Source organism: Roseateles sp. DAIF2 (assembly GCF_015624425.1).
GTDB lineage: Bacteria > Pseudomonadota > Gammaproteobacteria > Burkholderiales > Burkholderiaceae_C > Kinneretia.
Genome location: NZ_CP049919.1, coordinates 847,795 through 868,647, shown reverse-complemented (window position 1 = coordinate 868,647; position 20,853 = coordinate 847,795). Strand labels below are relative to the sequence as shown.

18 protein-coding genes and 2 tRNA genes are annotated in these 20,853 nt (G+C 68.7%); 7 read left to right on the top strand and 13 right to left on the bottom strand.

Translation table 11 applies throughout. The features are described from left to right. Window positions 1-51 precede the first annotated feature (51 nt). Complete coding sequence (locus G8A07_RS04125) at window positions 52-963, top strand: LysR family transcriptional regulator (RefSeq protein WP_195795837.1); 912 nt, start codon at window positions 52-54, stop codon at window positions 961-963. On the opposite strand, the gene G8A07_RS04120 is transcribed toward G8A07_RS04125, so the two are convergent. Further along, window positions 964-2,940 (bottom strand): UvrD-helicase domain-containing protein, encoded by a 1,977-nt coding sequence (locus G8A07_RS04120; protein WP_195795836.1) that lies wholly within the window; start codon window positions 2,938-2,940, stop codon window positions 964-966. A 312-nt stretch (window positions 2,941-3,252) separates the two neighbouring features. Between G8A07_RS04120 and G8A07_RS04115 the strand changes: the two genes are divergently transcribed. Then, entirely contained in the window at window positions 3,253-4,008 is a 756-nt protein-coding gene (locus G8A07_RS04115; RefSeq protein WP_195795835.1) for a hypothetical protein, read from the top strand. Next, a complete protein-coding gene (locus tag G8A07_RS04110; protein WP_195795834.1) occupies window positions 4,005-4,943 on the top strand; it encodes a hypothetical protein in 939 nt (312 codons plus the stop codon). The genes G8A07_RS04115 and G8A07_RS04110 overlap by 4 nt, the downstream gene beginning before the upstream one ends. Before the next feature lie 28 nt (window positions 4,944-4,971). Here G8A07_RS04110 and G8A07_RS04105 read toward each other — a convergent pair whose 3' ends face one another. From G8A07_RS04105 to G8A07_RS04095, 3 genes are read right to left on the bottom strand one after another with little or no spacing between them, the layout of a single operon-like run. After that, on the bottom strand, window positions 4,972-6,378 hold the full coding sequence (locus G8A07_RS04105) for an efflux transporter outer membrane subunit (protein WP_195795833.1): 1,407 nt from the start codon (window positions 6,376-6,378) through the stop codon (window positions 4,972-4,974). Next, window positions 6,371-9,631 (bottom strand): efflux RND transporter permease subunit, encoded by a 3,261-nt coding sequence (locus tag G8A07_RS04100; RefSeq protein ID WP_195795832.1) that lies wholly within the window; start codon window positions 9,629-9,631, stop codon window positions 6,371-6,373. The genes G8A07_RS04105 and G8A07_RS04100 overlap by 8 nt, the downstream gene beginning before the upstream one ends. 37 nt (window positions 9,632-9,668) lie before the next feature. Next, window positions 9,669-10,904, bottom strand: a complete 1,236-nt coding sequence (locus G8A07_RS04095) for an efflux RND transporter periplasmic adaptor subunit (RefSeq protein WP_195795831.1) — start codon at window positions 10,902-10,904, stop codon at window positions 9,669-9,671. A gap of 436 nt (window positions 10,905-11,340) precedes the next feature. Between G8A07_RS04095 and G8A07_RS04090 the strand changes: the two genes are divergently transcribed. The 4 genes from G8A07_RS04090 to G8A07_RS04075 all read left to right on the top strand — a co-directional run bounded on the left by G8A07_RS04090 (window position 11,341) and on the right by G8A07_RS04075 (window position 16,694). Then, window positions 11,341-11,895 carry a TetR/AcrR family transcriptional regulator gene (locus tag G8A07_RS04090; protein ID WP_249937214.1) on the top strand — a complete coding sequence of 185 codons (555 nt, stop codon included), beginning with the start codon at window positions 11,341-11,343 and terminating at the stop codon, window positions 11,893-11,895. A gap of 84 nt (window positions 11,896-11,979) precedes the next feature. Beyond that, the gene (locus G8A07_RS04085) at window positions 11,980-13,239 is read left to right on the top strand and encodes a hypothetical protein (protein WP_195795829.1); all 1,260 of its coding nucleotides are present in this window, start codon (window positions 11,980-11,982) and stop codon (window positions 13,237-13,239) included. Window positions 13,240-13,331: 92 nt separating this feature from the next. Continuing rightward, on the top strand, window positions 13,332-15,530 hold the full coding sequence (locus tag G8A07_RS04080) for a TonB-dependent receptor (protein WP_195795828.1): 2,199 nt from the start codon (window positions 13,332-13,334) through the stop codon (window positions 15,528-15,530). Between the two features lie 96 nt (window positions 15,531-15,626). Further along, window positions 15,627-16,694 (top strand): tartrate dehydrogenase, encoded by a 1,068-nt coding sequence (locus tag G8A07_RS04075; RefSeq protein WP_195795827.1) that lies wholly within the window; start codon window positions 15,627-15,629, stop codon window positions 16,692-16,694. 59 nt (window positions 16,695-16,753) lie between these two features. On the opposite strand, the gene G8A07_RS04070 is transcribed toward G8A07_RS04075, so the two are convergent. The 9 genes from G8A07_RS04070 to infA form a co-directional block, all read right to left on the bottom strand. After that, window positions 16,754-16,830, bottom strand: a tRNA-Met gene (locus G8A07_RS04070). A gap of 97 nt (window positions 16,831-16,927) precedes the next feature. Then, window positions 16,928-17,004 (bottom strand) — tRNA-Met (locus tag G8A07_RS04065). Between the two features lie 136 nt (window positions 17,005-17,140). Continuing rightward, window positions 17,141-17,533, bottom strand: coding sequence for a 50S ribosomal protein L17 (gene rplQ / locus G8A07_RS04060; RefSeq protein ID WP_195795826.1), 393 nt, complete (start codon window positions 17,531-17,533; stop codon window positions 17,141-17,143). A gap of 97 nt (window positions 17,534-17,630) precedes the next feature. Then, window positions 17,631-18,620: a DNA-directed RNA polymerase subunit alpha gene (gene rpoA / locus G8A07_RS04055; protein WP_124448780.1), complete on the bottom strand. Its 990-nt coding sequence runs from the start codon at window positions 18,618-18,620 to the stop codon at window positions 17,631-17,633. Between the two features lie 162 nt (window positions 18,621-18,782). After that, window positions 18,783-19,406, bottom strand: coding sequence for a 30S ribosomal protein S4 (rpsD, locus tag G8A07_RS04050; protein ID WP_195795825.1), 624 nt, complete (start codon window positions 19,404-19,406; stop codon window positions 18,783-18,785). Window positions 19,407-19,616: 210 nt separating this feature from the next. Continuing rightward, window positions 19,617-20,021, bottom strand: a complete 405-nt coding sequence (gene rpsK / locus G8A07_RS04045; RefSeq protein ID WP_195795824.1) for a 30S ribosomal protein S11 — start codon at window positions 20,019-20,021, stop codon at window positions 19,617-19,619. Window positions 20,022-20,053: 32 nt separating this feature from the next. Then, complete coding sequence (gene rpsM / locus G8A07_RS04040; RefSeq protein ID WP_195795823.1) at window positions 20,054-20,419, bottom strand: 30S ribosomal protein S13; 366 nt, start codon at window positions 20,417-20,419, stop codon at window positions 20,054-20,056. 34 nt (window positions 20,420-20,453) lie between these two features. After that, window positions 20,454-20,567, bottom strand: a complete 114-nt coding sequence (gene rpmJ, locus G8A07_RS04035; RefSeq protein ID WP_077036445.1) for a 50S ribosomal protein L36 — start codon at window positions 20,565-20,567, stop codon at window positions 20,454-20,456. A gap of 60 nt (window positions 20,568-20,627) precedes the next feature. Further along, window positions 20,628-20,846: a translation initiation factor IF-1 gene (gene infA / locus G8A07_RS04030; RefSeq protein ID WP_009855680.1), complete on the bottom strand. Its 219-nt coding sequence runs from the start codon at window positions 20,844-20,846 to the stop codon at window positions 20,628-20,630. Between the last annotated feature and the right edge of the window lie 7 nt (window positions 20,847-20,853).

The following is a 20,853-nucleotide window of genomic DNA, read 5'->3' as shown; positions in this document are numbered from 1 at the left end:
CCAACCGCGGTAGATGGCGATAATCGGCCGCAGTGTTCCGAAAATAGAACGATGAAGGCGACCGACCTCAACGATCTGTACTACTTCGCCCAGGTGGTCGAGCATGGCGGCTTCGCGCCGGCGGGCCGCGCCCTGGGCCTGCCGAAGTCCAAGCTGAGCCGGCGCATCGCGCTGCTGGAGGAGCGCCTGGGCACGCGGCTGCTGCTGCGCTCGACCCGCAGCTTCGCGGTGACCGAGCTGGGCCGGGCCTATTACGCGCATTGCCGCGCGATGCTGGTCGAGGCCGAGGCCGCCGAGGAGGCGATCGCGCTGGCCCATGCCGAGCCGCGCGGCGTAGTGCGCATGAGCTGCCCGGTGGCCCTGCTGTCGGCGCGCATCGGCGCGATGCTGGCCGAGTTCCTGGCCGCGCATCCGCGCGTCGAGCTGCATCTGGAGGAGACGAACCGGCGCGTCGACGTGGTGGCCGAGGGCATCGACATCGCGATCCGCGTGCGGCCGCCGCCGCTGCAGGACAGCGAGCTGCTGCTGCGGGTGCTGTCGGACCGCGGCCAATGCCTGGTCGCCAGCCCCGCGCTGCTGGCGCGCCTGGGTGCGCCGGCCGGGCCGGCCGATCTGGGGCGCTTTCCCAGCCTGGATCTGGGCCAGCCGCAGGACCAGCATGCCTGGCTGCTGGAGGGGCCGGACGGCGCGCGGGCCGAGGTGCTGCACCGGCCGCGCTATGTGACCCGCGCGATGCTGGCGCTGCGCGATGCGGCGGTGGCCGGGGTCGGCATCGTGCAGCTGCCGCGCATGCTGATGCTGGAGCAGTTCGAACGCGGCGAGCTGGTGCCGGTACTGCCCGACTGGTCACCGCGGCGCGAGATCATCCACGCGGTGTTCGCCTCGCGGCGCGGCCAGCTGCCGGCGGTGCGCGCGCTGCTGGACTTCCTCGCCGAGCGCTTCGCGGCGCTCAACGAGGACTGATCACGAGACCGGCGGCAGCAGGCCGGCGTCGATCAGGTAGCGCGAGGGCGCGCGGCGGTCATAGAGCAGGGTCAGCCGGCCGCGCGCGCGCGTCATTGCGACATAGAGCAGGTTGCGGTTCTCATGCGCCGAGCCGGTGCCGGCGAATACGCCGCGGCTCAGGCCGGGCAGCAGCACATGCTCGAACTCCAGGCCCTTGGCCGCCTCGATGCTGGACAGCACGACACGGCCGCCGCTCTTCGGCCGGCTGCCGGCGCCGCTGCGCAGCAGCCGGTTCGCCTGGCTGTGCAGCACGCGGAAGAAGGCCTGCAGCTCGCCGCCCTCCTGCGCCGCCAGCAGGAGCAGCTGCTGGATGCCGGCCGCCACCTGCTCGGCGTCCTGTCGCCGCACCAGCACCCGGCCGGCCAGGCGGCGCGGGTCCAGCGCCGCCTCGAAGCCGGCGATGAAGCGCGCCATGTCGTCCTCGCGCAGTAGCGCCGCGGCCGCCTGCAGCAGCGCTCGCGCGCCGGACGCGGCGCGGCGCAAGACCTGGCCCTCGATGAACTCGCGCAGATAGGCCGGGCTGGAGGCCGCCTCGGCCAGGCCCTGCTCGGCGACGCGCGCCTCGTCCTCGTCGGCCGCGGGCGGCACGCCGGCGAACTGCAGCAGCGCGCGCAGCAGCGCCGCGCGCGCCGCCGGCGTCTCGAAGCCCTCGAAGTCCTCGCGCCCATGCGCATGCAGGCCACGCACCAGCAGGATCTCGGGGCGCTGCAGATAGGCGGCGAAGCCCTCGGTGGCGTAGTCGACGCCGGCCTTCAGCAGCCTGTCCTCGATCAGCACCGACTGGGCCGGATGGCGCAGCAGGATGCGCAGCTCGCCGCCCTGCCCCGCGCCCAGATGCGCGCGCACCTGCTCCAGCACCTGGCGGCTCATGTCGGCCGGGCCCTCGCAGGCCAGCAGGGTCAGGGCGGTATCGCGCGCGCTGGCGCTGCTGGCATAGGGCTTGTGGGCGAGCCGGCCGACCGCCTGCGACAGCGCCGACCCGAAGCGATGCGTGGCGCTCAGCGGCAGGCGCTCGGCCGGGCCGATCTCGCGCAAAAAGGTCTCGCCCATGAAGGCCGCCTCGGCGCCGGCCGAGCCGTGGATCACCTGGTCGCGGTCGCCGACGCCGACGAAGGCGGCCTGCGGGTTGGCGCGCAGCAGCGCGGCCAGCACGTCGAACATCGCGCGGTTGGTGTCGTGCATCTCGTCCAGCACCAGCAGGGCCAGCTCGCGCTGCAGCGCCGGCTGGTAGAGATCGGCCGCCTCGCCGGCCAGCGCGCGGGCCAGGTCATAGGTGGCATCGCCCTCGGCGCGGAAAACCGGCCGGTCCGGGTTGCCGCCGCGGCGCAGCGCCTCGTAGGCCGACCAGACGCGCAGGCTCAGGTAGTCGAAGCCCAGCTCCTCGGCCAGCGCCGGCGTCAAACGGCCCTGCTCCTCGTCGCGCCGGTCCAGCGCCATGCCGCCCTTCAGGAGCGCAAAGGACTTCAGCAGGCCCTCGACCAGCAGCTCGCCGACGCCGGCATGGGCCAGCTCCTCCGGATAGGGCTCCTGCGGCAGGCTCTGCGCCCGCGCCAGCGCGCGCTGCACCCAGGGGCCGAGCTGCTCCGGCGTCGAGAGAAATGCCGGCTCGCCGCCCTCCAGCCCGCGCAGCAGCGCGGCGCAGAACTCGTCGAAGGTGGAAATCGCCAGGCGCCGCAGCAGCGACGCCGGCAGGCCGATCTCGGCCAGGCGCTCGCGCAACGCCTGCACCGCGGGGCGGGTGTAGGTCAGCGCCAGCACCCTCTCCGGCGGGCAGCCGCGCTGCAGGGCCTGCGCGATGCGCAGCGCCAGGGTGGTGGTCTTGGCCGCGCCGGCATTGGCCTCGACCAGCAGATGCCGCAGACGGGCCAGCTGGATGGCCCGCTGCTCGGGCGTGGGAACCAGCCCGGCCGGCTGGAAGATCTGGGGTTCGCTCATGGAAGGCGCTGGAAAACGGCGGCCGCATGCGGTGGGCGATGCGGCGCGCCAGTCTAGCCCGGATGGATCGCTGGCTGCCTGCACCTACCTGTCGCGCCATCAAACACAGGCTTTGCTTCGATCAAGCCAACGGTCGGTCCGTTGGACTTTCACCGCATCGCGGACATTCGCGAAGCAGCAGCTAGCACACCGACCGCATGCAGTGACATGAGCTTTTGAACGATCAATCGTCCGAAAACCTCCTTGCTCTTGGCTCTTCGTGACTCATAGGCTCTTGCCTCCAATTCACACAAAGAACCGGGGAGGTTCCCAATGTCAAGCTTGTTCCACCGCGCACGGCATTTCATGCTGCCCGCCATCTGCAGCACGCTGCTACTGCTCACGCCCTCCATCCACGCCGAACAGCGTCTGCCCACGGTGGGTGCCGCCGCCGCATCTGCTCCTGCGAAGTCGCTGCAACGGCAGACTTTGAACTCACGGCCACTTGCCGTCTGCGACCCTGGCGCGACAGCCACACGCCCCAGTACTGCAGCGAACGAAAGCACCTCAAAAGAAAGCACGGCATCATGGGATCCATGTCTTCCGCAGGAGGACATTGAGAGCTTTCTGGACCGAGAGTTCCTGAACTTCCACACCAATGCTCTTGCGCGAGTCGAAATTTATGGCCACTTGGCCCGCAACAACTACACCGTCTGCATTGGGCGCGACTGTGAGCGCTTCTTGACGAGCTTGGCCGCGACTGTCGAACGCGCAGCCAACTTGCTGGGCGGCTGGAAGGAAGAGATCAGGGACGCTGTAAGCCCCAAGCTTCCGCGCTGCGCCACAGTGGCACCGACTAACAACGCGACCGTCGATCAAGACAAAGCGGTCGGCTACTTTGTCGCACAGGACGCCGTGCTGGTGGCCTATGGCGGTGGACTTCACACCATCGCTGTAGGGAGCCGCGTTGACGTTCGCTACAACGTCGGAGGCACCTACACCTTTTGGATTACCGATATCAATGCGGATGCACGCACCGTCAAGCTCTCAGACCCTAGCCAGGCGAAGGCCGGCGGCCCCTGTGCATGATCAAAAACAGCTCCTTGATGTTCGGAGCCTTGATCTGCGCATCGGGGCTGGCATGGCTTGTCTGGCAGGCAACAGGGCGCTCCAGCCACGCTGAAGCAGAGCAAACGCCAAAGCAGACCGCCGTTGCCGCTCGCAACTCCGATCAGGCAGGCCAGGGATCGCGCGGTTCAGCCATATCGGCTGGGCCCTCCGCCGCATACCAGCCAGTCGCATCGGCTTCAGGTCCGGCAGCACAAGGCGACTGGACCTCTGGCTTCAGCGGCGAGCAGCCTTATGTGCAGGCCCTACGTTTGCGCGAAGCCCGAGAAGCCGGCTCTTTCGCTGCAGCGCTAGCCATTACCCAGGCTTGCAGGCGGGCCTATGGGCAGGCCAATGCCGGCAGACTGGTCGCTCCCGACCGGGACCCCATGATCGGCGCTGACAAGCAGCCGAATCATGCCCTGCGGCTCCAAGCACTGGACACCATCAACAGGCGCTGCGAGCCCTTCTTCCAGCATCATGACATCGACCAACCTCTGGCCGACGATGTCCATGGGCTGGCGCTACAGCGAGCGATCGGTCAGGTTCCGGACTACTTCGATCCGCTCAAGGCGCGGCAGCATGCTCAGCTGTTGGCGCAGCAAGGCCATTTGCATCTCTTCATGCCCGTTCGTCCGTACTGGAACGGGGAGGCGATACGAGAGAGCCAGTCCCGCCACCGCTTCTATGCGGCATTCAGCCTGGCCCAGGAACTCGCCACCAGCCCGTCTCACGCGCCCGAGCAGGACATCCGCCTGCTAGAGGCCTGTACGCGCGGTCGCTGCGCAAAAGACTTCGTCGAACTCTGGCGCATCGGCAACTCGCGCGACGCCGAGACCCGGAAGCAGGTCGAGGCCCTGGCCCAGGAGATGGCCGCCGCGCTGCGCGCGGGCGACTATCAGAAATTCCTGCCGTGACGGTTGAGCCGCCACGGCAGGTCTTCTGTCAACCCCAGCCGCCGCCTAGCGCCTTGATCAGGGCAATGGTCGACTGGTACTGCGCGGCCCGCACCTGCAGGGCCTGGCGGCGGTTCGCCAGCTCGCTGCGGCGCGCGTCCAGCAGCTCCAGCTGGCTGACCAGGCCGTTGCGGTAGCGCGAGTCCGACAGCTGCAGCGCGCGCTGCGCCGAGGCCACGGCCTGGGCCTGCACCTCGCGCTGCGCGGCCAGCAGGGCGAGGCCCGAGAGCTGGTCCTCGACGTCCTTGAAGGCCAGGAGCACCTGCTCGCGGTAGCGCGCCGCGGCCTCGTCGGCCTGGGCCGCGGCGTTCTGCACGCCGGCCTCGCGCCGGCCGCCGTCGAACAGCGGCAGGCTCAAGAGCGCGTTGACGCCCCACAGCCCGGCCGAACTCTTGAACAGGTCCGACAGCTCCGGCGAGACGCCACCGGCGGTCGCGGTCAGGTTCAGGGTCGGGAACCAGGCCTTCTGCGCGACACCCAGGCGCTGCTGCGCGGCCTGATAGCCGGCCTGCGCGGCGGCGATGTCGGGGCGGCGCGCCAGCATGCTGCTGGGCAGGCCGGCCGGCACCAGCGGCAGGGTCTCGGTCCATTGGCCCTCGGCCACCGCCAGGCTGGCCGGCAGCTCGCCGACCAGCACCGCCAGCGCGGTCTCCAGCTCGCTGCGGCGGCGGTCCAGCGCCAGCGCCTGCGCCTCGGTCGAGGCGACCTCGGTGCGCACCCGCGCGACATCCAGCTCGGCGATGTCGCCGGCCGCATGGCGGCGCTCGGTCAGCTTCAGGGTGTCGCGGTAGGCGGCCACGGTCTCGCGCACCAGGGCGCGCTCGGCATCTAGCGCGCGCAGCGCGAAATAGGTCTGCGCAACATCGGCCTGCACCAGGAGGCGCGCTCCGGCCAGCAGCGACTCGGCCGCCTGCGCGTCCAGGCGCGCGGCGCGGCTGGCCTGGGACAGCCGGCCGACCAGGTCCAGCTCATAGGAGGCCGCCAGGCCAACGTTGTAGCTGCTGCCGCGCTGCTGCGCGGCATCGCCACCCTGGCGGGCCGCCCCGCCCTGGGCGCCGAGCTGCGGCAGGCGGTTCGCGTCGGCGTTCTTCAGCAGCGCGCGGGCCTGGGCCAGCCGGGCCGTGGCGGCCTGCAGGCTGGTGTTGTGGGCCAGCGCCTGCGCGGTCAGCGCGTCGAGCTGCGGGTCGGCGAAGGTCTTCCACCACTCGAGCTGGGCCTGGGTGGCGGCGCCCGGCAGGGCCTGGTGCTTTTTAAAAGCCGCCGGCGTGGCCGGCAGCGCATGGGGCTCGGCCACCGGCACATTGGCGCAGCCGGCCAGCACCAGCGCGGCGAGCAAGGGGGTCAGCAGTCTGGTCTTCGTCAGGAAGGACATCTCGTTCTCCTTCTTCTCATTCATGGCCGTGGCGCGGGGCCGCGGGCAGGGGGCGGGCATCGCCGCCGCCGTGCAGCTTGGCGTGCATTTCCTCGGTGCCGGCGAAGGCCTCGAGGTGCGGGTCGGCCTCGCCATGCAGCTTCAGCGGCCGGTTGCCGGTCATCGCGCGCAGCAGCACATAGAACACCGGGGTCAGGAACAGGCCGAAGGCCGTCACGCCGATCATCCCGGCGAACACCGCGACACCCATCGCCGAGCGCATCTCGGCGCCAGCGCCGCTGGCCAGCACCAGGGGCAGCACGCCCATGATGAAGGCCATCGAGGTCATCAGGATCGGGCGCAGGCGCAGGCGGGCGGCCTCGATCGCGGCCTCCAGCGGCGTGCGTCCGGCGAATTCCAGCTCGCGGGCGAACTCGACGATCAGGATCGCGTTCTTCGCGGAGAGGCCCACCAGCACCATCAGGCCGATCTGGGTGAAGACGTTGTTGTCCCCGCCCGAGAGCCAGACGCCGGTCATCGCGGACAGCAGGCCCATCGGCACGATCAGCAGGATCGCCAGCGGCAGGGTCAGGCTCTCGTACTGCGCGGCCAGCACCAGGAACACCAGCAGGATGGCCAGCGGGAAGATCCACATGGCGGAGTTGCCGGCCAGGATCTCCTGATAGGTCAGCTCGGTCCACTCATAGCTGATGCCGGGCGGCAGGGTCTCGGCGGCGATGCGCTTGATCGCGTCCTGCGCCTGGCCCGAGCTGAAGCCCGGTGCCGGGCCGCCGTTGATGTCGGCAGACAGGAAGCCGTTGTAGCGCATCGCACGCTCCGGGCCGACCGAATGCTCGATCTTCATCAGCGCGGACAGCGGCACCATCTCGCCCGAGGCCGAGCGCACCTTCAGCTGGCCCACGTCCTCGGCGCGCGCGCGGTACTGCGCATCCGCCTGCACCCGCACGCTGTAGGTGCGGCCGAACTTGTTGAAGTCATTCACATACAGGCTGCCCAGGTAGATCTGCATGGTGTCGAACACGTCCGTCACCGCGACGCCCAGCTGGCGCGCCTTGGTGCGGTCGATGTCGGCGTAGAGCTGCGGCACATTGACCTGGTAGCTGGTGAACATGCCGGTCAGCTCCGGCGTCTGGTAGGCCTTGGCCATGAAGGCCTTGACCGCCTGGTCCAGCGCCTCGTAGCCCAGGCCGCCGCGGTCCTCCAGCTGCAGCTTGAAGCCGCCGGTCGTGCCCAGGCCCTGCACCGGCGGGGGCGGGAAGATCACGACGAAGGCATCCTGGATCTGGCCGTACTGCGCATTCAGGCTGCCCGCGATCTCGCCGGCCGACAGGCCCTTGCCCTTGCGCTCGTCGAAGGGCTTCAGGGTCGCGAACACGATGCCCGAGTTGGAGCTGTTGGTGAAGCCGTTGATCGACAGGCCCGGGAAGGCCACGGCATGCTCGACGCCGGGGGTCTTCAGGGTGATGTCGTTCATGCGGCGGATCACGTCCTCGGTGCGGTCCAGCGTGGCGCCATCGGGCAGCTGCGCGAAGCCGATCAGGTACTGCTTGTCCTGCGCCGGCACGAAGCCGCCGGGTACCGCCTTGAACAGGCCCAGGGTCAGCACGATCAGGCCGGCATAGATCAGCAGCGAAGGGGTCTTGCGGCGGATCGCGCGCTGCACGCCATTGCCATAGGATTCCGAGCCGCGCTTGAAGACGCGATTGAAGCCGGCGAAGAAGCGGCCGAACACCTTGTCCATGCCGCGGGTCAGCGCGTCCTTGGGTGCGTCATGGCCCTTCAGCAGCATCGCGGCCAGCGCGGGCGACAGGGTCAGCGAGTTGATCGCCGAGATCACGGTCGAGATCGCAATGGTCAGCGCGAACTGGCGGTAGAACTGGCCGGTCAGGCCGGTGATGAAGGCCAGCGGCACGAACACCGCGACCAGCACCAGCGCGATCGCGATGATGGGGCCGCTCACCTCGCGCATCGCGCGGTAGGTGGCGTCGCGCGGCGACAGGCCGGCCTCGATATTGCGCTCGACGTTCTCGACCACGACGATCGCGTCGTCCACCACGATGCCGATCGCCAGCACCAGGCCGAACAGCGACAGCGCATTGATCGAGAAGCCGAACACATGCATCACCGCAAAGGTGCCGACCACCGACACCGGCACGGCCAGCAGCGGGATGATCGAGGCGCGCCAGGTCTGCAGGAACAGGATCACGACCAGCACCACCAGGGCCACGGCCTCCAGCAGGGTGTGCACCACCGATTCGATCGAGGCGCGCACGAACTCCGTCGGGTCGTAGACGATCGAGTAGTCCACGCCCTCGGGCATGAACTGCTTGATCTCGGCCATGGTGGCGCGCACCTGGTTGGAGATCTCGATCGCATTGGAGCCCGGTGCTGCGAAGATCGGCACCGCCACGGCGTCCTTGTTGTCCAGCAGCGAGCGCAGCGCGTAGCCGGAGGCGCCCAGCTCCAGGCGGCCGAGGTCGCGCAGGCGCGTCACCGCGCCGCCGTTTTCGGTCTTGACGATGATGTCGCCGAACTCCTCCTCGCTCTGCAGACGGCCCTGGGCGTTCACCGAGAGCTGCAGGTCGATGCCCTGCAGGCCCGGCGAGGCGCCGACCACGCCGGCCGCGGCCTGGATGTTCTGGCTGCGGATCGCGGCCACCACATCGCTGGCCGACAGGCCATGCTGCGCCACCTTTTGCGGGTCCAGCCAGACGCGCATCGCGTAGTCGCCCGAGCCGAACAGCTGCACGTCGCCGACGCCCTGCAGGCGCGCCAGCCGGTCCTTGACATTGAGCACCGCGTAGTTGCGCAGATAGGTCATGTCGTAGCGGCCGTTGGGCGACAAGAGGTGCACGACCATGGTCAGGTCGGGCGAGCTCTTGATCGTCGTGACGCCCAGGCGCTTGACCTCCTCGGGCAGGCGTGGCTCGGCCTGGCTGACGCGGTTCTGCACCAGCTGCTGGGCCTTGTCTGGGTCGGTGCCCAGCTTGAAGGTGACGGTCAGGGTCATCAGGCCGTCGGTCGTCGCCTGGCTGCCCATGTAGAGCATGCCCTCGACGCCGTTGATCGCTTCCTCCAGCGGCGTGGCCACGGTCTCGGCGATCACCTTGGGGTTGGCGCCGGGATAGTTGGCGCGCACCACCACCTGCGGCGGCACGACCTCGGGATATTCCGAGATCGGCAGGCCGCGCACCGCGATCAGGCCGGCCAGCACCATCAGGATGGAGATGACGCCGGCGAAGATCGGGCGGTCAATGAAGAATTTGGATAAGTTCATAAGTGCGGTACTCCGGGGTCGGGTTCCGTCTCTCTAATCAGCTTTTCTTGGCGGCCGCGGCGGCCTTGGCGGCCTGCACCTCGGGCTTGGCATCCATCGCCACCAGCTTGGGCTCCAGCAGGGCGCCGGGGCGCACGCGCTGCAGGCCGTTGACGACGATGCGCTCGTTGGGCTTCAGGCCCGCGGTAACGATGCGCAGGCCGCCGACCGGCGCGCCCAGCTGCACCTCGCGGTACTCGGCCTTGTTGCCCTCGCCTACCACCATCACGAAGCGCTTGCTCTGGTCGGTGCCGACCGCGCGCTCGTTGACCAGCAGGGCCTGAGTCTTGGCCGACGCGCCCATGCGCACGCGGGCGAACTGGCCCGGCATCAGGCTGCCGTCCTTGTTGTCGAACACCGCGCGCACCCGCACCGTGCCGCTCTTGGCATTGATCTGGTTGTCGATCAGCTGCAGGCGGCCCTCCAGCGGCGTGCCGTCCTGGGTGATCGTGCCCATCTGCACCGGGATGCGCTCCAGCTTGCTGCGCTCGGCCAGCGCCCTGGCGATGACCTGCTCGTCGGCGTCGAAGCTGGCATAGATCGGGCTGACCGACATCAGCGTGGTCAGCAGCGGCGCGCCGGGACCGGCGGCGACCTGGTTGCCGACCGTGATCTCCAGCTTGCCGACGCGGCCCGAGACCGGCGCGCGCACCTGGGTGTAACTGAGGCTCAGCTTGGCGGCCTGCAGGCCGGCCTGGGCGGCGCGCAGATTGGCCTCGGCCTCGCGCAGGCCATTGCTGCGCTCGTCGAACTCGCGCTGCGCGATTGCCTGCTCGGCCAGCAGGCGCTGCGCGCGCGCCAGCTCCGTCTTGGCGTTGGCCGCGCGGGCCTGGGCCGCGGCCACCTGGGCCTCGGCGCGCTCGGCCTCGGCCGCGAAGGGCGCGGGATCGATCGTGATCAGCAGCTCGCCCTGCTTGACCAGCGCGCCCTCGCGGAAATGCACGGCGTGCACGGTGCCGGCCACGCGCGGGCGCAGCTCGACGCGCTCCACCGCCTCCAGTCGGCCGGAGAACTCGTCCCAGGTCGAGACCTCGGCGGCCTGCACCACCGCGGCCGAGACCGGCGTGGCGGCGGCCGCGGGCGGCGGAGCGTCGGCGCCGGCGCTCTGCAGGCCGAAGATCGCGGCCGAGACCGCGGCGATCGCGGTCAGCGCGGTGCCGGCGGCCCACAGACGGCGGGTGCGCGAGGGGGTGGAAGGGATGGACTTCGGTTGAGTTGTGGGGTGCTGCGTCATGGTGATGAACTCCGAAAAGACAGACAAAGCGCTGCCCGGCACGGGCTCGCGGCGAGCTCGTGCAAGAGACAGGAAAGGACGAGGAAGAGTCGGCGCGGGGTGACGGCTGGGGCGCTCAACTCAGCGCCCGCCGGACCCGGCCGGCGGCGTCAGCAACAGCGGATGCCGCCGACGCACCAGCTCCCGGCCGATTCGGCGGGCCCGTCGCCGGGGTTAAGGCGCCGACTCGGCACAACAAGGTCAATACATGTCATGATGGAGCCTCTGTCGGGATTTCGTAGTGATCGTTACGATAATGTGAGTGGCAATGTAGCCGGCTTGCGCGCCGACGTCAAGACATTTAATATCGATCATTATGAAAATAGCAGCACCCCAGGCGAGCAAGCCGCGCGGTCGCCCGCTGTCGTTTGACCGAGACAAGGCGCTGGACAGCGCAATGCATGTGTTCTGGCAGCGCGGCTACGAGGCCGCCTCGATCGCCGAACTGACCGCCGCGATGGGCATCACCGCCCCCAGCCTCTACACCGCCTTCGGCGACAAGGAACGCCTGTTCCTGGAAGCCATTGAGCGCTATGTGCTGGGCCCGGCCTCCGGCTTCCCGCGCGCGCTGGAAGAGGAGACGACCGCCCATGGCGCCGTCCAGCGCTTCCTGGAGGAGGCCGCCGAGGAACTGACCCGCCCCTGCCACCCGCGCGGCTGCATGGTCGTGATGGCGGCCACCAACTGCTCCGAGGCCTCGGCCCATATCCAGGCCGCGCTGGCCAAGCGCCGCGCCGCCGGCGATGCGGCGATCCGCGAGCGCATCGAGCGCGGCGTGCAGGAGCGCGAGCTGCCGGCCGATACCGACACCGCAGCCCTGGCCGGCTTCTACAGCACGGTCTACCAGGGCATGTCGATGCAGGCCAAGGATGGCGCCAGCCACGCGGCCCTGCTGGCCACCGCTCATGCCGCGATGCGCGCCTGGCCGGCCACAACAAAAGAAACAGCCTGAGCGCGGCCGCGAAACCGCGCTGAATCGCCCCCTCGGCACAGTCCGGGTCCGGCGCCGCCCTGGCGCCCGCTGCAAGGACCCGCGATGCCGCCCCACCCCACCATCCCCGCGCTGCACAAGGCCGGCGCGCTGGCCTGCACCTTCCTGCTGCTGATGGCCGTCGCCCTGCCCGCCTGGCGCTGGCAGCAGCTGAGCCTCAAGCCGGCGCCGATGGAGCTGCTGGTCGCCGCGGCCCTGCCCGCGCTGGGCCTGCTGGCCTGGCGCTGGCCGGGCCCGCCGCGCCAGGTGATGCTGCGCCTGGTCTGCGGCGTGTTCATGCTGCCCCTGCTGCTGCTGATGTGGAGCAGCGGGCTGGAGCGCACACCGGCCCGGCCCGCAACACCACCGCCGCCGCGCCTGGCCGACGAGCCCCTGTTCGCCGGCGCGCTGAGCCAGCAGCGGCTGCCGGCCGCCCTGCTGCAAGGCAGCGGCGTGCTGCTGATGCGCAGCGCCGCCTTCGCCGATGGCAGCGAGCTGCGCCTGATCCGCTTTGCCGACGCGCCTGCCGCGCGGCGCTATCACGCGCAGCTGGACGCGCTGCTGCGTGCGACGCCGCTCGACGCGCGCCTGGCGCTGTACGGCGCCGACCTGCTGGAGCTGCGCGCCCGCTCGGCGGCGCTGCTGCAGTCGCGCTGGCAGGCGCTGGCGCTACCGGCCGCGTCGCCCGAGATGCCCTCGGCACCCGACGCGCCGCCACGCCCCTTCTGGCCATTAGCACTTGCCTATCTCACCTTGCACATCGCCTTCGCGCTGGGCTTCCTGCTCTGGGCCGGCACCGCAACGACGCGCCTGCCGCCGGTACCCGGCCACGCCGCGGTGACGCCGGCGCTGCTGGGCCAGCGGCTGCACGCACTCGCGCGGCTGGGCCTGCCGCTCGGCGTACGCCAGCAGGCGGACGGTTTATGGCGCGTCGAGCATCGCGGCCTGGCCGAGGGGCGCTCGCATGCGGCCCTGCTGCGGCTGGATGCGACGGCGCGCCGCGTGCAGGTGCGCGAGCTGCTGACGGCGGACGCCGCCGCCCCGCAGGACGAGGACGAGGCATCCCTGCGCGGCGGGCTCTGCGACGCGGCCAGTGATCCCGCGCGCCCGCGGGCCGACCGGGTCTGGCAGCGCAGGGTGCAGACCACGCTGCTGGACCCCGAGCGCCTGGCCGCGCTGCGCCTGAAGCTGAGCGCCGATCGGGTGGCGCTGGCACCGGGCAGCGACCTCGGCTTCGACGGCGAGGGCATGCTGAGCCTGCTGGCCGCGCTGGTCACGGAGAGCGGCTGGGGCTGGCAGCCCGTGTTCTGGTTCCGCGGACGCTAACAGGCGCCATCGCTTCGGCTATCCTGCGCCGCAGCGCGATCGAGGCCCGCCCCGCGGCGGGCCTTTCTCATTCGCTCATCCGCCGCCAGCCCATGCCACAGCCCATCTCGCCACCCGCTGCTCTGCCCCTTGCCCTGCTCGCTGCCGCAGCCCTGGGCCTGCCGGCCGCCGGCGCGCAAGCGCAGGACGCGACCACGCTGGAACGGGTGGTGCTGGACCAGGGCGGCGCCGAGCAGCGCCTGTTCGACACGCCCTATGCGGTCAGCGTGATCGACGCCGAGCAGCTGCGCAATGCGGGCCCGATGGTCAATCTCAGCGAGGCGCTGCAGCACCTGCCCGGCATCGTCGCGAACCCGCGCCACAACTATGCGCAGGACCTGCAGCTCAGCTCGCGCGGCTTCGGCGCGCGCGCCAGCTTCGGCGTGCGCGGCCTGCGCCTGTACAGCGACGGCATCCCCGCCACCGGCCCGGACGGCCAGGGTCAGGTCTCGCATTTCGACCTGGCCGGCGCGCAGCGCATCGAGGTGCTGCGCGGTCCCTTCTCGGCGCTCTACGGCAACAGCTCCGGCGGCGCGATCCTGCTGCACAGCGCCGCACCGATCGAGCGCCGCTTGCTGCTGGATAGCGACATCGCCAGCAACGGCCAGCGCCAATGGCGCCTGGGGCTGGAGCTGCCGGCCAGCAGCACCCTGCCCTTCAGCCTGCGCGCCCAGCTCGCCAGCTTCGAGACCGATGGCTTTCGCCCGCAGAGCGCGAGCCGGCGCGACCTGGCCAATCTGCGCCTGGCCTGGGACGGCGCGCGCGACCGGGTGGTGCTGATCCTGAATGCGATCGAGCAGCCGGCCAAGGATCCGCTGGGCCTGACCCGCGCGCAGCTCAGCGCCGATCCGCACCAGACCGCGGAGCTGGCGCTGCCGCAGGCCGAACCCGGCGAGCCGGACCGCTTCAACACCCGCAAGAGCACCCGGCAGCGCCAGCTCGGCCTCAGCTGGCGGCACCGCTTCGAGGACGCCGGCGCTCTGCAGCAGCTGCAGTTGAGCGCCCATCTGGGCCGGCGCGAGGTGCGGCAATGGCAGTCGATCCCGGTCGCCAGCCAGGCCAACGCGCGCCAGCCCGGCGGCGTGATCGCCTTCGAGCGCGACTACCACGGCCTCGACGGCCGCCTGGTCTGGTCCTGGCCGCTGGCCGACCCGCAGCGCCGCGCCCGCGTGGTGCTGGGCGCCGCGCTGGACGACAGCCGCGAGCACCGCCAGGGCTACGAGAACTTCATCGGCAGCGGCGAGGCCCAGCTGCTGGGCGTCACCGGCCGGCTGCGCCGCGACGAGCGCAACCGCCTGGGCGGGCGCGACCTGTACGCGCAGGCCGACATCGACCTGGCGCCGCGCTGGCAGGCCAGCCTGGGCCTGCGCCGCGGCGAGGCCGAATTCAAGGTGCGCGACCGCTATGTCGGCGGCGCCAACCCCGATGACTCCGGCCGCAAGCGCTACGACTACAGCAACCCCTTCGCCGCGCTGCAATGGCGCACGCTGCCGACGCTGAACACCTACCTGAGCCTGGGCCGCGGCTTCGAATCTCCCACGCAGGGCGAGCTGGCCTACCGCAACGACGGCCTGGGCGGCTTCAACCCAGGCCTGCGCGCCCAGACCAGCCGGCAGGCCGAGCTGGGCGCCAAATGGCGGCCCGATCCCGGCCTGGCGCTGGACGCGGCGCTGTTCCAGGCCGACAGCCGCGACGAGATCGCGGTGGCCGGCAACAGCGGCGGCCGCGCCAGCTACCGCAATGTCGGCCGCACCCGGCGCGAGGGCGCCGAACTGGAGGCACGCTGGCGTGCGGCGCGCGACTGGCGCGGCCAGTTCTCCCTGAGCTGGCTGGACGCGCGCTACCGCGATGGCTTCACGACCTGCGCCGCCGCGCCCTGCCTGGCGCCGAGCCTGTTGTTCGTCGCACCCGGCCGGCGCATCGCCGGCACGATTTCGCGCAGCGCCTATGCCGAGCTGGCCTGGGCCGCGCTACCCGGGCTGGAGCTGGCCGTCGAGGGCCGCGCGCAGGGGCGGCAATGGGTCAACGACATCAACAGCGACGCCGCCGCCGGCTATGGCTTGGTGCACCTGCGCGCGCGCTGGCAGATCCCGCTCGGCCCGGGCCGGCTGGAGCTGCTGGGCCGCGTCGACAACGTCGCCGACCGCGACTACGTCAGCAGCGTGATCGTCAACGAGGGCAATGGCCGCTTCTTCGAGCCGGCGCCGGGTCGCACCTGGCTACTGTCGCTGCGCTGGCAGCAGGGCTGGTAGCCGCCCATGCTGAGCCTGCAGATCTGCTCCGGCATGCAGGTGCGGCGCAGAATCCGGTGTGCCTCCCCCACTGATGCGAGAAAGAGATAGCCCGTCATGAGCCACAGGACCTACAAGATCGCCGTGATCCCCGGAGACGGGATCGGCAAGGAAGTGATGCCCGAGGGCCTGCGCGCGCTGCAGGCGGCCGCGCAGCGCTTCGGCTTCAAGCTGGAGCTGACCCCGATCGAATGGGCCAGCTGCGACTACTACGCGGCCCATGGCCAGATGATGCCGGACGACTGGAAGGCGCAGCTGCAGGATCATGACGCGATCCTGTTTGGCGCGGTCGGCTGGCCGGCCACGGTGCCAGACCATGTGTCGCTGTGGGGCTCGCTCTTGAAGTTCCGCCGCGAATTCGACCAGTACATCAATCTGCGCCCGGTGCGCCTGTTCGAGGGCGTGCCCTGCCCGCTGGCCGGCCGCAAACCGGGCGAGATCGACTACCTGGTGGTGCGCGAGAACACCGAGGGCGAATACACCAATCTGGGCGGCGTGATGTATGCCGGCACCGAGCGGGAGATCGTGATCCAGGAGTCGGTCTACTCGCGCTTCGGCGCCAACCGGGTGCTGAAGTACGCCTTCGAGCGCGCCAGCGAGCGGCCGCGCAAGCATCTGACCGTGGCGACCAAGAGCAATGGCATCGCGATCAGCATGCCCTGGTGGGACGGCCGCGCCGATGCGGTGGGCCAGGGCTATCCGGCGGTGACCGTGGACAAGCAGCACATCGACATCCTGAGCGCGCGCTTCGTGCTGCAGCCGGGGCGTTTCGACGTGGTGGTGGCCTCGAACCTGTTCGGCGACATCCTGTCCGACCTGGGGCCGGCGACCACCGGCACGATCGGCCTGGCGCCCTCGGCGAACCTGAACCCGGAGCGCAACTTCCCGTCACTCTTCGAGCCGGTGCATGGCTCGGCGCCGGACATCTACGGGCAGAACATCGCCAACCCGGTCGCGATGATCTGGTCGGCCGCGCTGATGCTGGAGTTCCTGGGCGAGCGGGCCGCGCATGACGCGGTGCTGAAGGCCATCGAGACCACGCTGATGCAGGGCCCGCGCACGCGCGACCTGGGCGGCCAGGCCTCGACGACCGAGATGGGCGAGGCGCTGGCGCGGCTGATCTGACGGACGACGCAGCCAGAAAGACAAAAGGCCCTTGCAGCGATGCAAGGGCCTTGTTGTTATGGTTGCGGGGGCAGGATTTGAACCTACGACCTTTGGGTTATGAGCCCAACGAGCTACCAGACTGCTCCACCCCGCGACTGAAGGGTACCGGGAAACAAAAACCGCCTTGGCAGGCGGCTCTTTCATCCACTCCGGCAACAGCGCTTTGGGCCGCTGCTGCCTTGAATTCTGGTTGGTTGCGGGGGCAGGATTTGAACCTACGACCTTTGGGTTATGAGCCCAACGAGCTACCAGACTGCTCCACCCCGCGACTGAAGCTAGCAGTATAGCATGAAATTACGACATTGCCGAGTCTGCAGCCTGCGGGCAAAGAAAAAGGCCAGCAGAGCTGGCCCTTTGGGGTGCGCGCTGGCGCCACATGGGCGCCGGCAGCGATCAGATGCTTATTACTCGGCAGCGGCTTCGGCCGGTGCGGCTTCTTCGGCGCGGTCCACCAGCTCGACATAGGCCATCGGGGCGTTGTCGCCGACGCGGAAGCCCATTTTCAGGATGCGGGTGTAGCCGCCCGGACGGGTCTTGAAGCGGGGGCCCAGCTCGTTGAAGAGCTTGGTCACGATGTCGCGGTCGCGCAGGCGGTCGAAGGCCAGACGGCGGTTCGCCAGCGTAGGCTCCTTGGCCAGCGTGATCAGGGGCTCGACCAGCTTGCGCAGTTCCTTGGCTTTGGGAACGGTGGTCTTGATGGCTTCGTGCTGCAGCAGCGAGACGCACATATTGCGGAACATCGCCTTGCGGTGTTCGCTGGTGCGGTTGAGCTTACGGAGGCCGTTACGATGACGCATGGTGCTTTCCTTTCCTACTGTGTAATACCGGCAGCCGTATCAGGTACTGCCGGGTGCACCGGGTGGCGTTGGTCAGCGCGCCACCCACTTTCAAAAATTAACGCTTGTCCAGACCTTGCGGCGGCCAGTTTTCCAGGCGGGCGCCCAGAGTCAGACCGCGCGAAGCCAGCACTTCCTTGATTTCGTTGAGCGACTTGCGACCCAGGTTCGGGGTCTTCAGCAGCTCGGTCTCGGTGCGCTGGATCAGGTCGCCGATGTAGTAGATGTTTTCGGCCTTCAGGCAGTTGGCCGAACGCACGGTCAGCTCGAGCTCGTCGACCGGACGCAGCAGGATCGGATCGAAGCTGCTGGAGCGCTGGGCCGGCTGGTCGAAGGCGTCGACCAGATCGGTGCCTTGCAGCTGGGCGAAGACGGCCAGCTGTTCAACCAGGATCTTGGCCGAAGCGCGGATCGCTTCCTCGGGCGAGATGGCGCCGTTGGTTTCGATCTCCATGACCAGCTTGTCCAGGTCGGTACGCTGCTCGACGCGGGCGTTCTCGACGGCGTAGCTGACGCGGCGCACGGGCGAGAACGAGGCGTCCAGGACGATGCGGCCGATGCTCTTGGTCGGCTCGTCGCCGTAGCGGCGCATCGTGCCGGGCACATAGCCACGGCCCTTCTCGACCTTGATCTGCATGTCCAGCTTGCCGCCTTGCGACAGGTGGGCGATGACGTGCTCGGGATTGATGATCTCGACGTCGTGCGGGGTCTGGATGTCGGCGGCCGTGACCGGGCCTTCACCTTCCTTGCGCAGGACCAGGGTGACTTCCTCGCGGTTGTGCAGACGGAAGACCACGCCCTTCAGGTTCAGCATGATGTGAACCACGTCCTCTTGCACGCCGTCGATGGCCGAGTACTCGTGCAGCACGCCGGCAATCGTCACTTCCGTCGGCGCATAACCCACCATCGAGGACAGCAACACACGGCGCAGGGCGTTGCCCAGGGTGTGGCCATAGCCGCGTTCGAACGGCTCCAGGGTGACCTTGGCGCGGTGACCGCCCAGGGGCTCCACATTGATGGATTTGGGTTTGAGCAGATTGGTTTGCATGAGGTCTTTCTTTCAATACCCTCGGTTCGTTACACCGATAAGGCTGAGGGACCAACCGGGCACAGCGCGACTGGCCTGCACCCGGACGAGATAACGGCAAAGCCGATGAAAACGGCAAAGCCGAGCGGGCCCGTCAAGGGCCGCCCGGCCGGAACTTCACGATTAACGCGAGTACAACTCAACGATCAGCGATTCGTTGATTTCAGCGCCGAATTCGTCGCGGTCGGGGGCCTTCTTGAAGACGCCTTCCAGCTTGCTGCCGTCCACTTGGACCCAGGCGGGCATGCCGATGGACTCGGCCAGCTTGAACGCGTCGACGACGCGCAGCTGCTTCTTGGCCTTTTCGCGCACGGCGACGGTGTCACCGGCCTTGACCAGGTAGGAAGCGATGTTCACGACCTCGCCGTTCACCGTGATGCCCTTGTGCGAGACCAGCTGGCGCGCTTCGGCACGGGTGGAACCAAAGCCCATGCGGTAGACCACGTTGTCCAGACGCGATTCCAGCAGTTGCAGCAGGTTCACGCCGGTCGAGCCCTTGCGGCGCTCGGCTTCGGCGAAATAGCGGCGGAACTGACGCTCCAGCACGCCGTACATGCGCTTGACCTTCTGCTTTTCGCGCAGCTGCAGGCCGAAGTCGCTGGTGCGCTGGCCGGAGGTGCGGCCATGCTGGCCGGGCTTGCTGTCGAACTTGGCCTTGTCGCTGATGGCGCGGCGGGCGCTCTTCAGGAACAGGTCGGTGCCTTCACGGCGGGAAAGTTTGGCCTTCGGGCCGAGGTAACGTGCCACTTTGCGTGTCCTTGTTCAATCTGACGCAAGGCCTGGAAGTCAGGCGCCTGCGCGAGTCCGGCCGGTGTTGTAATGGGCTCGGACGGTGGGCTTATCGAAGCGTCGCCATGAGGCTCAGGCTTCAGCAAAACGGCCGGCTGGCACTTGCGTACCAGCCGGCTGGAAAATCGAACTAGCGATTATCGCACAAACTTCGAAATCACTCGAAGCTTAGATGCGGCGACGCTTCTGAGGGCGGCAGCCGTTATGCGGCACCGGGGTCACGTCGGAGATCGAGGTGATGCGGATGCCCAGGGCAGCCAGTGCACGCACCGAAGACTCACGGCCGGGACCGGGGCCCTTGATCTTCACGTCCAGGTTCTTGATGCCCTGCTCTTGAGCGGCACGGCCGGCCACTTCGGCAGCCACCTGGGCCGCGAAGGGGGTCGACTTGCGCGAGCCCTTGAAACCCTGGCCGCCCGACGAAGCCCAGGACAGGGCGCCGCCTTGACGGTCGGTGATCGTGATGATCGTGTTGTTGAACGAAGCGTGGACGTGAGCCACACCGTCGGCCACATTCTTGCGGACCTTCTTGCGAACGCGCTGGGCAGCCGAGTTATTGGGTGCTTTTGCCATATTGACCTTCTTTCAGTGCGGTTGCCGCTTGATCACTTCTTGCCGGTAGCCGCCGACTTGCGCGGACCCTTGCGGGTACGGGCATTCGTGCGGGTACGCTGGCCGCGCATGGGCAGACCACGACGATGACGGAAGCCGCGGTAGCAACCCAGGTCCATCAGGCGCTTGATGTTGATCGACATTTCGCGACGCAGGTCGCCTTCGATGGTCATCTTGCCCACGGCGTCACGGATCTTTTCCAGATCAGCGTCGGTGAGGTCCTTGACCTTCTTGTCGAACGGGATACCGCAATCAGTGCAGATCTTCTGCGCGGTCGTACGGCCAATGCCGTAGATCGAAGTCAGACCGATCTCGGTGTGCTTTTGCGGCGGAATGTTGATACCAGCAATACGTGCCATGTGCGTCCTCTAATTCGCTTTAGTCGTGCAGCAATCAGCCTTGGCGCTGCTTGTGGCGCGGATCGGTACAGATCACACGCACCACGCCCTTGCGACGGATGACCTTGCAATTACGGCACATTGCCTTGACGGATGCCGAAACTTTCATAGTCTGCTCCTTGACCTAACTCTTAAGCGCTCTTGCGCGTCCCCGGGACAATGAAAAAGCTCACTTCGCCCGGAATACGATGCGAGCACGACTCAAATCGTAGGGCGTGAGTTCGACGGTCACCTTGTCGCCCGGCAGGATACGGATGTAGTGCATCCGCATCTTGCCGGAGATGTGCCCGAGGACCACATGCCCGTTCTCCAGCTTCACGCGAAACGTGGCATTGGGGAGGTTCTCAAGGATCTCGCCCTGCATCTGAATGACGTCGTCTTTCGCCATGCCTACG

Excerpts from the sequence above, each read along its gene's own strand:
- rpsK (WP_195795824.1), bottom strand. The coding sequence starts at position 20,021 with ATGGCAAAAGCACCCAATAACTCGGCTGCCCAGCGCGTTCGCAAGAAG.
- rpmJ (WP_077036445.1), bottom strand. The coding sequence starts at position 20,567 with ATGAAAGTTTCGGCATCCGTCAAGGCAATGTGCCGTAATTGCAAGGTC.
- G8A07_RS04090 (WP_249937214.1), top strand. The coding sequence starts at position 11,341 with ATGCATGTGTTCTGGCAGCGCGGCTACGAGGCCGCCTCGATCGCCGAA.
- G8A07_RS04080 (WP_195795828.1), top strand. The coding sequence starts at position 13,332 with ATGCCACAGCCCATCTCGCCACCCGCTGCTCTGCCCCTTGCCCTGCTC.
- G8A07_RS04110 (WP_195795834.1), top strand. The coding sequence starts at position 4,005 with ATGATCAAAAACAGCTCCTTGATGTTCGGAGCCTTGATCTGCGCATCG.
- G8A07_RS04100 (WP_195795832.1), bottom strand. The coding sequence starts at position 9,631 with ATGAACTTATCCAAATTCTTCATTGACCGCCCGATCTTCGCCGGCGTC.
- G8A07_RS04085 (WP_195795829.1), top strand. The coding sequence starts at position 11,980 with ATGCCGCCCCACCCCACCATCCCCGCGCTGCACAAGGCCGGCGCGCTG.
- G8A07_RS04120 (WP_195795836.1), bottom strand. The coding sequence starts at position 2,940 with ATGAGCGAACCCCAGATCTTCCAGCCGGCCGGGCTGGTTCCCACGCCC.
- G8A07_RS04115 (WP_195795835.1), top strand. The coding sequence starts at position 3,253 with ATGTCAAGCTTGTTCCACCGCGCACGGCATTTCATGCTGCCCGCCATC.
- G8A07_RS04095 (WP_195795831.1), bottom strand. The coding sequence starts at position 10,904 with ATGACGCAGCACCCCACAACTCAACCGAAGTCCATCCCTTCCACCCCC.
- G8A07_RS04075 (WP_195795827.1), top strand. The coding sequence starts at position 15,627 with ATGAGCCACAGGACCTACAAGATCGCCGTGATCCCCGGAGACGGGATC.
- rplQ (WP_195795826.1), bottom strand. The coding sequence starts at position 17,533 with ATGCGTCATCGTAACGGCCTCCGTAAGCTCAACCGCACCAGCGAACAC.
- rpsM (WP_195795823.1), bottom strand. The coding sequence starts at position 20,419 with ATGGCACGTATTGCTGGTATCAACATTCCGCCGCAAAAGCACACCGAG.
- infA (WP_009855680.1), bottom strand. The coding sequence starts at position 20,846 with ATGGCGAAAGACGACGTCATTCAGATGCAGGGCGAGATCCTTGAGAAC.
- G8A07_RS04125 (WP_195795837.1), top strand. The coding sequence starts at position 52 with ATGAAGGCGACCGACCTCAACGATCTGTACTACTTCGCCCAGGTGGTC.
- rpoA (WP_124448780.1), bottom strand. The coding sequence starts at position 18,620 with ATGCAAACCAATCTGCTCAAACCCAAATCCATCAATGTGGAGCCCCTG.
- G8A07_RS04105 (WP_195795833.1), bottom strand. The coding sequence starts at position 6,378 with ATGAATGAGAAGAAGGAGAACGAGATGTCCTTCCTGACGAAGACCAGA.